Here is a 12,977-nt window from a genome sequence, read left to right on the forward strand (position 1 = left end):
GAGACATGGACAGGTTCGCGACCCTCAGCGCCTTCGTCACGGTCGTCGAACATGGCGGCTTCGCGCCGGCCGCCCGACGATTGGGCGTTGCGCCCTCGTCCCTGACACGGCAGGTCAACGCGCTCGAGGCGCACCTGGGGACGCTTCTCCTCAACCGGTCGACCCGCAACGTCACCCTGACCGACGCCGGCGCCCTCTATCTCAACGAGGCCCGCCGGATCCTCGATGAACTCGACAACGCCGACCGGACGGTGAGCGAGCGCGGCGGGCCGCCGAGCGGGCTTCTGCGGCTGACACTGCCCGTCGCGTTCGGGCGGCTCCACGTCGCCCCGATGCTGCCGGCCTTCCTGCGGCGATATCCCGAGCTACGCCTGGAGGTGCTGGCCACCGACGCCGTCAGCAATCTCGTCGAGGACCGCATTGACGTGGCCGTGCGGCTCGGTGCGATGAGCACCTCCAGCCTGATCGCCCGCAAGCTCGCGCCGCATCGGCGGGCGGTCTGCGCCAGCCCCGCCTATCTCGCCGAACATGAAGCGCCGCGCACGCCAGCCGACCTGATGAGTCACAGCTGCCTGATCTACGAGTACTTCAACGGCGACAGCACCTGGACCCTGGCGCGGGGCGGCAGGCGCGAGAAGGTGGCGGTCAGGGGGCCGCTGCGCTCCAGCGGCTCGGAGGTCCTGCGGGAAGCCGCGCTCGGCGGCGTCGGCCTGGCCCTCCTCCCGACCTGGCTGATCGGCGGCGATATCGCCACGGGGGCTCTGGTTCCGGTCCTGGACGGATGGACCGCCAGCCCGAACGCCGAGGAAGGCGCGATCTGGGCCGCCTATCCGCCGAACCGTCGCGGCGTCAAGAAGGTCGCCTGCTTTCTGGACGCCCTGGCGCGCCACATCGGCGCGCCGGCCTATTGGGATCGGGGCGTTCCGGCGTCCACCGCCGAAGACGCCCTCTCCAGCTAGGAGCGCGCCGCGCGGACGCGACGGCTGAAGCCGAGCGCCTGCAGGGCGGTGCTGAGGACGCCCAGAGCCACGCCCAGCGCCGTCACGGCGGTCCAGCCGCCGGCTTGCCAGGCCGCGGAACCGGCCGCGGAGCCGAAGGCGCCGCCCAGGAACATCGAGCCCATCAGCACGGTGTTGAGACGCGCCCGCGCCTCGGGACGCAGCGCGAAGGCGATGTGCTGATTGGAGACCAGGGCCGACTGCATGGCGAAGTCGAGCACGATGACGCCGACGATCAGGCCCGCCACCGAGGTCCAGACGCCAAACAGCACCCAGGAGACCAGGATCAGGATCGAGGCGAGCACCACCACGGGCTTGGGGCCGCGCCTGTCGGCGAACCGGCCGGCCAGGGGCGCGGCGAAGATGCCCACCGCCCCGACGACGCCGAAAAGGCCGGCCACATCCGCGCCCAGATGGTAGGCGGGCGACTGCAGCCGGAAGGCCAGAACCGTCCAGAACACCGTGAACGCCGCGAAGATCAGGGCCTGGGTGAAGGCGGCCAGCCGCAGGGCGGGAAACTCTTTCCAGAGGTCGCCGATCGAGGCCAGGAGCTTGCCGTAGCCGAGCTTGGAATCGGGCGCCACGCGGGGCAGCGTCATGAACATGATCGCTCCGGCGATCAGGGCCATCGGCGCGCCGAGCCAGAACATCTCGCGCCAGCCAAAATGCGTGGCCACGAAGCCGGCGAGCGTGCGGCTGAGCAGGATGCCGGTGAGGATGCCCGAGAGCACCGTTCCCACCGTCGCCCCGCGCTTTTCGGGCGAGGACAGATGCGCGGCGAAGGGCACGATCTGCTGGGCGACCGTCGAGGCCAGGCCCACCGCCAGGGACGCGAGCACGACCAGGGCCGCGCTGGGGGCGAGGGCCGCCAGCACCAGGGCCAGGGCCAGGACGACGAACTGGACGCCGATCTGCTTGCGCCGGTCGATGATGTCGCCCAGCGGGACCAGCAGGAAAAGTCCGGCGGCGTAACCCAGCTGCGTGGCGGTCGGGATCAGGCCGGTCAGAGGGCCGGGAAGATCCTGCTCGATCAGCCCCAGCATGGGCTGGTTGTAATAGATGTTGGCGACCGCGACGCCGGCGGCGGCGGACATCGCGAAGGTCATCAAGGATGACAGGCCTTTACGGGCCGGTGCGTCGAGGAGGTTGGGCACGGCAAAAATCTCCAGCATGAGGCCTGCGGAACTATCTAGCGCCGATCCGGAAGAAGATAATTGAACCAATTCGCCGTTCTTCTTTGCGTACTGCGCAAAAGTCGACGCGACCCATCCGGCATGCCCGGCTTCGCGTAGCCATGCCCTCATCCGGGCGCCCGACATAAGGCGGCGCCGAAAAGATCGCGCGAAGCGGCTTTGACGAAAAACGGGAGCCGCCCATCCCCGCGTAGAGTGGGATCGGCCGCCTTCAATCCCCGCGCGATACAGCCGTCCGCAGCAGGAAATCGCTGGTCAGTCCAAACTATCTATTTGAAATTATTTTGAGAAAATGGCGCGCAACCACCGAGCTGGTGAGCTTGGGCCACCTCGTGGTCGAGGTCTCGCGAGGACGCGGTAAGGCGAACTTCTACCGCGCGCTTCTGAAGGAACCTGCCCAGCCCTCCACGGGCGCCGAGGTCGCCACCGACGCGCATGAAGTCCGCCCCATTCGTACAGAAGCTGGAAATGGCGCGCTGGAAAAGCGGACGCTCGTGTCCGCCTATGAGAACGAAAACCGGACGAACGAGGCCGTGAAACCGGACAACCGTGTCCGCCCAACCCTTCTTGAACCCTATTACCCCCCTCCCCCAAGCGGCGCCTCCAGTCAGGCCCCGTCCGAGGCGGCGAACATCCGATCGCCCCATCACGAACCACACCCGGCTCTGCGGCAAGACAACCGACCCGAGCGCTTTCGCGCGTTGGCGAGGATTTGCAGATAGCGACGTGAGAGCGGCGGTTGTGAGAGCAATTGGCGAGGAAGGCGCGAGGAGCTACCTCGATCCCGCTTCCTGGCGGGAGAGCGACAAGACGATCGTCTGCCCCCTCCAGTTTTCAGCCGATCGCCTGCGCGCTGGAGCCGGAGCTTTCTTGGCTGAACTCGGTGTAGCGATCGAACATTCACCGGCCTCAATAAGTCCCCACATACGCCTTAGCGCATAAAACGATTTCATACGCCAAGACGCATATTGCCGTTTTATTCGCCCTGGCGTATATGCAGACTTCATACGCTGGAGCGCATGTGATGGACCAGATCGCCCGAACCTCCACACAGCTTGGCGCAGCTCTGCGTCGGAGGCGGAAACATCTTGGCCTTTCGCAAGCCGAGCTTGGCCAGCGGATCCATCTGCGCCAAGCGACAGTTTCCGCGCTCGAAAGCGGCGAGGTCGATACCAAGCTGACGACGCTGCTCGACGCCCTGGCGGCCCTCAACCTGGAACTCGTGGTCCGCCCTCGCTCCAGTGGCAGCAGCGCAGACATTGAGGCGTTGTTCTGATGGCCCGTCGCGCCCGCCACGCCCCGCTCAACGTCTTCCTCAACAGCCGGCTCGTCGGTCGGCTGCGCCAGGAAGCTTCTGGCGCCATCAACTTCACCTACGACCCCGAATGGTTGGCCTGGGCGCCGGCCATCCCCGTCTCGCTGTCGCTTCCGCTGCGCGAGGAGCGCTATATCGGCTCGCCAGTCGTGGCGGTGTTCGACAATCTGCTTCCCGATAGTGACGACATCCGGCGCACCCTGGCCGCTCGGGTGCGAGCAGACGGCATCGACGCCTTCAGCCTGCTTGGCGCGATCGGGCGCGACTGCGTCGGTGCTCTCCAGTTCTTGCCCGCCGACATGGACCCCGGCCCCGCCGGCGGCGTCGATGGCGTCCGGCTCGACGCCACTCAGGTCGGCGCCCTGCTCGGCGACTTGGCCAGCGCGCCTCTCGGCCTGACCGAGGACGCCAGCTTCCGGATCTCGCTGGCCGGCGCACAGGAAAAGACCGCACTACTCTTCAAAGACGGCGCCTGGTGGGCGCCGACCAGCACGACGCCGACGACCCATATCCTCAAGCCGCAGATCGGCCCGACCAATGGCGTCGATCTCTCCCAAAGCGTCGAGAACGAATATCTCTGCATGAAGCTGACCAAGGCGATCGGCCTGCCGGTCGCCGACGTCGAGATCGCAGATTTCGATGGTAGCCGCGCTCTGGTCGTCGAGCGCTTCGACCGCCGATGGGCGCAGGATGGTCGCCTGCTGCGCTTGCCTCAAGAGGACATGTGCCAGGCCCTCTCCACGCCGCCGGCCATCAAGTACGAGGCGCACGGCGGCCCAGGTATCGAGAAGATTCTGCGCCTCCTATCCGGCAGCGATAATCCCGCCGCGGACCAGACCACCTTCCTGAAGGCCAACATCTGGTTCTGGCTCCTCGGCGCCACGGACGGCCACGCCAAGAACTTCAGCGTCGCCCTCGGCCCTGGCGGCCGCTACCGGCTGACGCCGCTCTACGACATTCTGTCCGTTCAGCCCTTGGTCGACGCCGGCCAGGTTCGCCGCAACCAGTACAAGCTCTCGATGGCTGTCGGCGACAACCGCCACTACGGCGTGAGCTCGATCATGCCTCGTCATTTCGTCCAGACCGCGCGGCGTGCGGGGATAGGAGAGAGGACGGTGGAGGCGATTTTCGAAGAGCTGAGCGAGCGAATTCCTGCAGCGTTCGAAGCTGTGGAAGCTGAGTTGCCGGCGGATCTGCCGGCAGGTCTTTCCGCTTCCATCTTCGGCGGAGTTCACGCTCGTCTTCAGATCGTGCGACGAGGCTAGTCAGGAATTTCCGAGACGCGCCATTTGCTGCCGTTGGCGCGCCTCCAGGAGCCGGACGTTCGGTGGAGGCGCGCCGTGCACTCGGACAGTGTTGAAGCTGGCGGGCTGATGCGCTAGCGCCTCAGCGACCGCTTCGAAATCCGCCAGATCGGACCACGCCATTCAAATCCAGTCGCAAGAGATTTGAATCAGCCCCGCCGCTTTTTTTGAGGAATCCCGTTTATGGGTCTGTGATCTAGCGGTCTACCTAGTTCGCCGGCTTTGCGCTCGGCCAGGTGATCTCGATGCGCCGCGAGGTCTGGTCGACCTTCAGCCGCGCCCCGCGCAAGGCGGCCGATCCCAGGATCGCCTCGTAGCCGCCGGGAGTCGGATAGTTGACATGGGTCACCGGCAGCGTGTTCGGCCCCAGCGTGACCGGACCGGCCAGCTCGGCGGTGCGCAGGGTGATGTTGTTGGTCACCGTGCGGGCGGTTCCCGAGACCACACCCTCGTCGCGGCGCAGCTTGGCGGCCAGTCCGTCCGGCGCCGAGAAACCCGACTTGATCGTGTTGCCCGTATCCAGGACCGCGTTCACGGCCTGGCCCGCCACGGTGAGCGGCAGCTCGATCATGCCATCGGGACGGATGACCACGTCGAACCGGGAAACCCCGTCCGCCGGCGGCAGGGGCCCCTCTTCGATCGACACCTGATCGGCGGCGTAGTCCAGCACCAGGACATGGTCCTTGAAGACCTCCATGCCGAACATGCCCGACACCGTCGAACCCCAGCGCCCCATGTCGACGACAACGCCCGTCAGCGACGAGAAGGTCTTGGCTCCAAAGGTCAGGGAGTCGATCCCATAGATCGGCGTAGGGTACTGATTGTTCTCGGAGCCGTCGCTCATCATCTCTTCGCCGACCTTCTGCAGGCCCAGCTCGGCGACCACCTTGGGGTCGATGATCACTCGGCCCGGCGCGCCGGTGTCAATGGCGAAGGCGTAGGGGCCCCTGCCGTTCAGCATGATGTTCACCCGGGGCATGCCGCGATGAGGCGTCGAGGGCAGCGTCGCCACGACCGCCTTCCCGTCGGCCAGGGCAATGGCGGGCGCGAAGGCGTGAAAGGCGACGCACACGGCGGCGAGAACGCTGGGAACACGCATGGTCAGGCTCCGGGAAGTCTTAGGACTTCCGGATCCTGGGCGTCGCCCGCTCCCGACGTCGCGGGGCGTTCGACCAATCGGCCAAGCGGCGACGACCAATCGTCCGGGCGACGAAATCTCGACGAACACCAGGTCCCCCGCCTGTGCGCCGCGCTAGGATGAAGCATGACGCCGACCTCGCCGAACCCGCCCTCCGGAGGGCTTGTCCTGTCCGGAACCATCTGGGGCGTGGGCGCGGGGACCATGCTGGCCGTCAACGCGCTGGAGTCCCAGCACGGCGCCGCAGCCGCCCTCAACATTCTCCTTTCGTCGACCTGGGGCGCCCTGGCCTGCGTGGGACTCTGGCGGCTGGGCGCGCGATGGACGCTGGGCGGACGGGCCTCGGGCGCGCTGGGCTTTTCGGCGGCGGTCGCTCTGGCCCTGGGAATACACCTGGTCGTCGACCTGGGCCTGACCGCCCTGCTCCGGGCCCCCGCCAACCACGCCGTGGTGGGTTCGAACCGCTGGTACATGGTGTTCGTCATGCGGCTGGCGGTCGAGACGCGGATCTTCGTCTATCTGCTGCTCTACGGCGCCTTCGGAGCCTCGGCCCTGACCGTGCTGTGGTCGATCGAGCAGCGCCGGCAGGAGCGCCGGCTGATCGAGGCCCGCATGGAAGCGGTCCAGGCCCAGCTCTCGGCTCTGCGCTTCCAGATCAACCCGCACTTCCTGTTCAATACGCTGAACGCGATCAACAGCCTGATCGTCACCCAGCGAACGGCGCAAGCCGAGCGGATGCTGACCAGGCTGGCCGATTTTCTGCGCGCCACCCTGGCCGAACCGACCTCCGGCCTGGGCGCCCTGGAGCACGAACTGTCGGTCATCGAGGCCTATCTGGAGGTGGAAGCGGTGCGGTTTCCCGATCGGCTCAGGGTGGCCTATGACTGTCCGCCGGATCTTGGCGACGTCCTGGTTCCCGACTTCATCCTGCAGCCGCTTGTCGAGAACGCCATCAAGCACGCCGTCGCTCCGGCCGAACGCCTGGTCACGGTCACCCTCGCCGCCCGGGCCGAGGCCGGGCTGCTGGTCATTGCCGTGTCCGACGACGGCGACCTCGCGCCCGGGCGTCCCGTCGTCGCCCCGGGGCTAGGCGTGGGCCTGGCGAACGTGCGTGACAGGCTGGCCCTCCTGTTCGGTGAGCGCGCCGCCCTGACGGTGACCCAGGACGAAGGCGGCTATCGCGCCACGCTTCGATTTCCCATGGCCCGGATGCGAGCCGAGGAGACCCCATGACCAGTCCGATGCGCGTGGTGCTGGCCGACGACGAACCCCTGGCCCTCGAGCGTCTGGAGTTCGCCTTTCGCGACCTTGGCGGCGTGGAGATTGTCGGCCTGGCGCGCAATGGCGGCGAGGCGCTTGAGAAGATCCTGGCGCTGCGCCCAGACCTCGTGGTGCTGGACATTCAGATGCCCGGGCGGTCGGGCCTCGGCGTGGCCGCCGAACTGCCGTCCGAAAAGCGTCCGCAGATCATCTTCCTGACGGCGTTCGAGAAGCACGCCGTCGACGCCTTCGATCTCGAGGCCGCCGACTACCTTCTCAAGCCTCTGCGATTGGACCGGCTGCGTCAGGCGGTGGAGCGCGCGCGCCGCCGCCGCGCGCCGGACGCGCGCCAGTCGGCCGAGCCGACGCCTCCGCCGCCGGCCGCCCACGACTTCTGGATAGACACGCGCGATGGCCTGCGTCGCCTCCCCCTCGCCCAGGTGCAATGGATCGAGGCGGCCCGCGACTATGTGCTGCTGCACACCGCCGAACGCAGTCACCTGCTGCGAGCCACGATGACCGCGCTGGAGGATCGTCTGCCCCCGGGTCAGATGATGCGGGTGCACCGCTCGGCCTTCGTGCGCCCCAGCGCTGTCGTCGCGGTGCAGCGGACCACCGTTGGGGGGGCCTTGCTGTTGCTGGCCGACGACGTCGTCGTGCCGGTCGGCCCCACCTATCTGCGCGCCGTTTCCAACGCATTTTCCTGAGCGCGGGCGCCCAACCAGACGTTCGATTGCCGGCGGCGGCGGCGACGGTTGCCCCTGCCCGGGGCGGTCCGGAGGTCTGCGTAGCCGGCTAAGTCGCGCCATAACCGGACTCTCCTACCGGTCCAGAAACACGACATTCGTTTCACGAAGAGATCGGAGATTGTTTGGACCGCCCTTTGGCGTCCATGCTGCCGCCTCGTCGAGGAACGCGCCATGGCCAGAGTTGTTGGAATCGACCATCTCGCCATCCGGGTGAGCGACTTGGAGGTTTCGCGTCGCTTCTACGACCGATTGCTGACCTTCTTGGGTTTCGTGCGCGAGTGGGAGTTCGACCGCACGGTCGGATGGAACAACGGCGTGACCATGTTCTGGATCACCGAGGCGGACGCCGAAGGCCGCGCCCGGCCCCATCGCACCGGCGACATCGGTTACCATCACTACGCCTTCGAGCTCGGCGCCCGCGAGGAGGTGGACGAGCTCGGAGCCTTTCTCCAGCGGGAGAACGTCACCGTGGTTGACCCACCAGCCGCCTATCCAAGCTACGGCGAGGGCTATTACGCTGTCTTCTTCCTTGACCCGGACGGGCTCAAGCTCGAGGGCATGTACTTTCTGGAAAAGGTGAAACGCCACGGTCGTCCACCGCAAGGCATCTAGGCACAAGCACGCCCTGGTGCTCCTCGCCGGCAACCCCAAGGGTCCAAGCGCGCCAGGAACGAACGTTGGCTTGTCTCCAGAAACTCGATCTTCAGTGTCGGGGCGACGGCGGCCGAGATCGCCGCCTTGCGGAGCTTAGTTCGGTCCGCGAGCCGGACGTGAGCGGACCCAGTCGGTATGGCCGAAATCGGACGCTTGCGGCCGCTATGCTTCACGTTCTTCTCGTGTCGAGAATACCCGTATGGACGGCCGAATAAACAATTGGCGCATCCGCCGCTCGAACCCGTCCACGAAGGTGAAGACCACCGGCACGACCAGCAGGCTGAGGAAGGTGGAGGTCAGGAGGCCGCCGATCACCGCGATCGCCATAGGCTGGCGGAAGCTGGCGTCGGCGCCGAAGCCCAGCGCGATCGGCGCCATGCCGGCGACCATCGCAACGGTCGTCATGATGATCGGACGGGCGCGTTTGTGACAGGCGTCGACCAGCGCCGCCCGTCGCGACAGCCCCTTGTCCTTTATGCCGACCAGCGCGTACTCGACCAGCAGGATCGAATTCTTCGACACGATCCCCATCAGCATCACGAGGCCGATCATGGCCGGCATGCTGAGCGAGCTGCGCGCCAGCAGCAACGCCACGAAGGCCCCGCCGATCGATAGCGGCAGCGCCGACAGGATGGTGACCGGCTGCAGGAAGTCTCGGAACAGCAGCACAAGCACGCAGTAGATGCAGAGCACGCCAGCGATCAGGGCGGTGACGAACCCGACGCCCAGCTCCTCGCCCATCTCGGCCCCGCCCGCCGGGATCAGGGATACGCCCGAGGGCATGGCCTGGACCGCCGGCAGTGCATTGACCCGCGCCATCGCCTCGCCCAGCGGCACGCCGTTCATGTCGGCGGTGATGGTCACGTGCCGGCGGCGATCGAAGCGGTCGATCCGCGAGGGACCGCTCTCGACCGAGATGTCGGCGATACTGGCCAGCGACACCGGTCCGCTCCGCCCGGCTGCCCGCAGCGCGCCGACCGTCGTCGGATCGCGCCGCGCCGCGTCGGCGATCCGGGTACGGATGAAGAGCTGCCGCGTCTCCAGGTTCAACCGCGCGACCTGGGCGTCGAAGTCCCCGCTTGTCGCGATCCGGACGGTCTCGCCAACGGCCTCGGCCGTGACGCCGAGTTCCGCCGCCCGTTGCGGATCGGGCCGGATGACGATCTCCTGCTGCTCTAGGCTGGCCGTCGAGTTGATGTTCGACAGACCGGGGATGGTCCGCATCTCGCGTTCGAGGCGCTGGACGGTCGCCTGCAGCACCCGTGGGTCGTCGCCCGCCAGGATCAGGTCCAACCGGCCGCCGCCGCCGTCGCCGACCGCAAACCGAGCGCCCGGGACCGCCTTGAGCCGCTCCCCGATCGTCGCCTCGATAGCCGTCTTGGTTGGGCGGTGCTCGCGGGGCGCCAGGCTGAGGGTCAAGGTGGCGCGACGCACCTCAGGCACGCCGCCGGAGTCTTCGCCTCCCCGCCCGATCGCGGCGAAGATCCCCCGCACGCCCTCCACGCCGCTCAGGGCCTGTCGCACGTCCTCCGTCACCGCGACCGTAACGTCCAGCCCGCTGCCCGGCGGCAGTTCGACAGACACCTCGGTGAGGCTGCGATTGTCCGGCGGCAGAAAGCCGGTCGGGATCAGGGGAGTCAGCGCCAGCGAGCCGGCCAAGAAGGCCACGGTCGCGGCGGCGGTGATCTTGGGATGCGACAGGCACCAGTCGACGGCCGACAGGTAGCGGCGCATCGCCCAGCCGCCCTCTGACTCGGGCATGACCGTGTCCTTCAGGAAGTAGGCCGCCAGCATGGGCGTCAGCAGGCGCGCGACCAGCAGCGAGGCCAGCACCGCGATCACCGCCGTCCAGCCGAACGGCTTGAAGATCAGCCCAGCGAAACCGGGCATCATCGCGGTCGGCAGGAAGACGGCGACCAGGCTGAGGGTGGTGGCGATCACCGGCATGGCGATCTCGGCCACCGCGTCCTCGGTCGCCTCGCGGACCGGCTTGCCCATGCGCCTGTGGCGCTCGATGTTCTCGACCTCGACGATAGCGTCGTCGACCAGGATGCCGATGACCACAGCCAGGGCCAGCAGAGTCAGGGTGTTTAGCGAATAGCCGAACATCAACATCGCCGCGAAGGTCGGCAGAATCGACAGCGGCAGCGCCGTGGCGACGATCAGGGTGGCCCGCCCGTCGCGCAGGAACAGCCAGACCACGATGACGGCCAGCAGCGCGCCTTCATACAGCATCGACATCGAGCCGTGATACTGCTCGAGCGTGTAGTCGACGGACCCGCCGACGGGCTGCAGGGCCAGGCCCGGCGTCTTGCCCATCTGCTGGTTCAGGATGGCGTAGACGCCCTTGGCGACCTTGGTCTCGTCCGCGCCCCGAGCCCGATAGACCTGAAAGGCGACCACGGGCTTGCCATCCAGGAAGGCCGCCTGGGTGCGCTCGGCCGCGCCGTCCTCGATGCTGGCCAACTGGTCGAGCCGCGCTTGGCGGCCGTCAGCGAGCACGATCGGCAGCGCCGCTAGGTCGGACGCCTGGGCGACGACCGCCACGGTGCGGATCGATTGCTCCTGGCCGCCCAGTTGACCGCGGCCGCCCGACGATTGCTGCTGGACCTGCCGCAGGGCGCGGGAGACGTCGCCGGCGGTAACGCCCAGGGCGGCCATGCGCGTGGGATCGACGGTGACGCGCACCTCGCGGGTGACCCCGCCCAGCCGCTCGACCTTGCCGACGCCGGGCGCGGCGCGGATCGCCTTGCCCAGGGTGTCATCGACGAACCACGAGAGCTCCGCCTCGTCCATGCGCGAGGACTGGACGGCGTAGATTAGCACCGGGGCCGTGCCGAACGTGACGGCCTCGACGGTCGGCTGCAGCATGTCGGTGGGCAGGTCCGAGCGGATGCCGTCCACCGCGTCCTTGGTCTGGATCAGAGCGTCGGACAGCGGCTTGTCCAGCGCGAAACTGGCCTCGATCCGGACCGCCCCGTCATTGATCACGGTCGTGACGTGGCGCACGCCGTCGACCGCGGCCAAAGCGTCCTCCAGGGGCCGGGTGATCTCGGTCTCGAGCTGGGCGGGGGTGGCGCCAGGCAGGTTCGCATTGACGCTGACGGACGGCGGCGACAGGTCCGGCAGGTCCTGGATGGCCAGCAGATTGAAGGCCCGCAGACCCGCGATCGACAGCACCACGAAGAGCAGGATGACCGGAATGGGATTGCGGATCGACCAGGCGGCGAAATTCATCGGCGGTATCCTTCGGTGTGGGCCACGCGGACAACGTCGCCGTCTTTGAGGAAGCCCGCGCCACCGAACACCAAGCGCTCGGTTCCGGTCAGGCCGGTCAGAATCTCGATCGCGGAATCGTCCCGCCGTCCGGTCCTGACGCTCCGCATACGGACGCTGGGCCGGCCGGGGCGCTCGTCGAGCACCATCACGTAGCTGCGCCCATCACGGATCACGACGCACGGCGCCGGCACGGTCAGGGCCGGGGCCAAGCCGACGGTGATGACTCCGGCGACGTACATGCCAGCCAGCGCCCGGCCGCCGCCCGCGACGTCGGCGTAGATCACGCCCAGGCGGGACGCGCCGTCCATCGTTGGACCCAGCCGCCTCACCACGCCGCTCGCCTGGGTTCCATCGGGCAGCGAAAGGGTGACGACCTGCCCGGCGGCGACCTCGCGCAGTTGCTCGGCCGTCAGCTCGCCCCGCCACTCCAGCCGGTTGCGACGGATCATGCGGAACAACTCCTGGCCGGCGGGAGCGACCGCGCCCAGCGTCGCGGCGCGCGCGGTGATCACGCCGTCATCGGGCGCCAGCACGGCGGTGTAGCGCAGCTCCAGCCGCTTGGCGGCCAGCAGAGCGGACGCGGCCTTGGCTTCCGTCTCGGCGGCAAGCACTTCCTGCTCGCTGACGCCGCCGCTCGCGCGCAACGCCAGCGCCCGACGACGGTTGACCTGGGCCTGGTCGTGGCGCGCGAGCAGCTGAGCCTCCTCGGCGCGCAACAGGGCCGGATTGATCCGCGCCAGCACCTGGCCGCGCCGGACCTGATCGCCGACCTCGGCGTTCACCTCGACCAGCTGGTAGCTGCCAATCTGCGTGCCGACGCTGGCCTCCCGCCAGGGGGCGATGACGCCGGAGGCTGACACCGTTCGCGGCCAGGAGACCTTTTGGGGCGAGGTCGTGGAGACCGTCAGGCTGGGGACCGCCTGCGCCGGAATGGGCGCGTCGTCGCCCCTCGCCGCCCAGAGGATCAATCCAGCGGCGGCCGCCGCCAACAGCGCCGCCGCCGCGACGAGCCGACCGCTGACCGGGCCGAGGAGACGCCGCCTGATGGGCGGAGCGACGGCCGATCGATCGCTCATCAGAGATGCTT

At 68.0% G+C, this 12,977-nt stretch carries 10 protein-coding genes and 1 pseudogene; 7 read left to right on the forward strand and 4 right to left on the reverse strand.

Annotation, left to right across the window (positions count from 1 at the left end; genetic code table 11):
* The first annotated feature begins 5 nt into the window (after positions 1 to 5).
* Entirely contained in the window at positions 6 to 959 is a 954-nt protein-coding gene (locus tag AC1RNC_RS19850; protein ID WP_492888012.1) for a LysR family transcriptional regulator, read from the forward strand.
* Here AC1RNC_RS19850 and AC1RNC_RS19855 read toward each other — a convergent pair.
* Positions 956 to 2,152, reverse strand: coding sequence for an MFS transporter (locus AC1RNC_RS19855; RefSeq protein WP_492888013.1), 1,197 nt, complete (start codon positions 2,150 to 2,152; stop codon positions 956 to 958). The genes AC1RNC_RS19850 and AC1RNC_RS19855 overlap by 4 nt on opposite strands.
* Before the next feature lie 1,063 nt (positions 2,153 to 3,215).
* Between AC1RNC_RS19855 and AC1RNC_RS19860 the strand changes: the two genes are divergently transcribed.
* From AC1RNC_RS19860 to AC1RNC_RS19870, 3 genes and pseudogenes are all read left to right on the forward strand, one after another.
* Entirely contained in the window at positions 3,216 to 3,467 is a 252-nt protein-coding gene (locus AC1RNC_RS19860; RefSeq protein WP_492888014.1) for a helix-turn-helix transcriptional regulator, read from the forward strand.
* Positions 3,467 to 3,781 (forward strand): annotated as a pseudogene (locus AC1RNC_RS19865) (HipA N-terminal domain-containing protein); the annotation flags it as partial. The gene AC1RNC_RS19860 and the pseudogene AC1RNC_RS19865, both read left to right, overlap by 1 nt.
* Before the next feature lie 24 nt (positions 3,782 to 3,805).
* Complete coding sequence (locus AC1RNC_RS19870) at positions 3,806 to 4,771, forward strand: HipA domain-containing protein (protein WP_492888263.1); 966 nt, start codon at positions 3,806 to 3,808, stop codon at positions 4,769 to 4,771.
* A 247-nt stretch (positions 4,772 to 5,018) separates the two neighbouring features.
* Here the strand turns inward: AC1RNC_RS19870 and AC1RNC_RS19875 are convergent, their stop codons facing one another.
* Positions 5,019 to 5,909: an aspartyl protease family protein gene (locus tag AC1RNC_RS19875; protein WP_492888015.1), complete on the reverse strand. Its 891-nt coding sequence runs from the start codon at positions 5,907 to 5,909 to the stop codon at positions 5,019 to 5,021.
* Positions 5,910 to 6,074: 165 nt separating this feature from the next.
* Here AC1RNC_RS19875 and AC1RNC_RS19880 point away from each other — a divergent pair, with 165 nt between their 5' ends.
* From AC1RNC_RS19880 to AC1RNC_RS19890, 3 genes are all read left to right on the forward strand, one after another.
* A complete protein-coding gene (locus tag AC1RNC_RS19880; protein WP_492888016.1) occupies positions 6,075 to 7,181 on the forward strand; it encodes a sensor histidine kinase in 1,107 nt (368 codons plus the stop codon).
* On the forward strand, positions 7,178 to 7,915 hold the full coding sequence (locus AC1RNC_RS19885; RefSeq protein WP_492888017.1) for a LytR/AlgR family response regulator transcription factor: 738 nt from the start codon (positions 7,178 to 7,180) through the stop codon (positions 7,913 to 7,915). Before AC1RNC_RS19880 ends, AC1RNC_RS19885 begins: the two co-directional genes overlap by 4 nt.
* Before the next feature lie 213 nt (positions 7,916 to 8,128).
* Positions 8,129 to 8,569, forward strand: a complete 441-nt coding sequence (locus tag AC1RNC_RS19890; RefSeq protein WP_492888018.1) for a VOC family protein — start codon at positions 8,129 to 8,131, stop codon at positions 8,567 to 8,569.
* 204 nt (positions 8,570 to 8,773) lie between these two features.
* Here AC1RNC_RS19890 and AC1RNC_RS19895 read toward each other — a convergent pair whose 3' ends face one another.
* Together AC1RNC_RS19895 and AC1RNC_RS19900 are read right to left on the reverse strand one after the other, a co-directional pair.
* Entirely contained in the window at positions 8,774 to 11,848 is a 3,075-nt protein-coding gene (locus AC1RNC_RS19895) for an efflux RND transporter permease subunit (RefSeq protein ID WP_492888019.1), read from the reverse strand.
* The gene (locus tag AC1RNC_RS19900) at positions 11,845 to 12,966 is read right to left on the reverse strand and encodes an efflux RND transporter periplasmic adaptor subunit (protein WP_492888020.1); all 1,122 of its coding nucleotides are present in this window, start codon (positions 12,964 to 12,966) and stop codon (positions 11,845 to 11,847) included. Before AC1RNC_RS19900 ends, AC1RNC_RS19895 begins: the two co-directional genes overlap by 4 nt.
* Between the last annotated feature and the right edge of the window lie 11 nt (positions 12,967 to 12,977).

This window comes from Caulobacter sp. GW822-FHT01G02 (assembly GCF_058802865.1).

Coding starts and splice junctions, on each gene's coding strand:
- AC1RNC_RS19850 (WP_492888012.1), top strand. CDS start 6: ATGGACAGGTTCGCGACCCTCAGCGCCTTCGTCACGGTCGTCGAACAT.
- AC1RNC_RS19860 (WP_492888014.1), top strand. CDS start 3,216: ATGGACCAGATCGCCCGAACCTCCACACAGCTTGGCGCAGCTCTGCGT.
- AC1RNC_RS19870 (WP_492888263.1), top strand. CDS start 3,806: ATGGACCCCGGCCCCGCCGGCGGCGTCGATGGCGTCCGGCTCGACGCC.
- AC1RNC_RS19875 (WP_492888015.1), bottom strand. CDS start 5,909: ATGCGTGTTCCCAGCGTTCTCGCCGCCGTGTGCGTCGCCTTTCACGCC.
- AC1RNC_RS19880 (WP_492888016.1), top strand. CDS start 6,075: ATGACGCCGACCTCGCCGAACCCGCCCTCCGGAGGGCTTGTCCTGTCC.
- AC1RNC_RS19885 (WP_492888017.1), top strand. CDS start 7,178: ATGACCAGTCCGATGCGCGTGGTGCTGGCCGACGACGAACCCCTGGCC.
- AC1RNC_RS19890 (WP_492888018.1), top strand. CDS start 8,129: ATGGCCAGAGTTGTTGGAATCGACCATCTCGCCATCCGGGTGAGCGAC.
- AC1RNC_RS19895 (WP_492888019.1), bottom strand. CDS start 11,848: ATGAATTTCGCCGCCTGGTCGATCCGCAATCCCATTCCGGTCATCCTG.
- AC1RNC_RS19900 (WP_492888020.1), bottom strand. CDS start 12,966: ATGAGCGATCGATCGGCCGTCGCTCCGCCCATCAGGCGGCGTCTCCTC.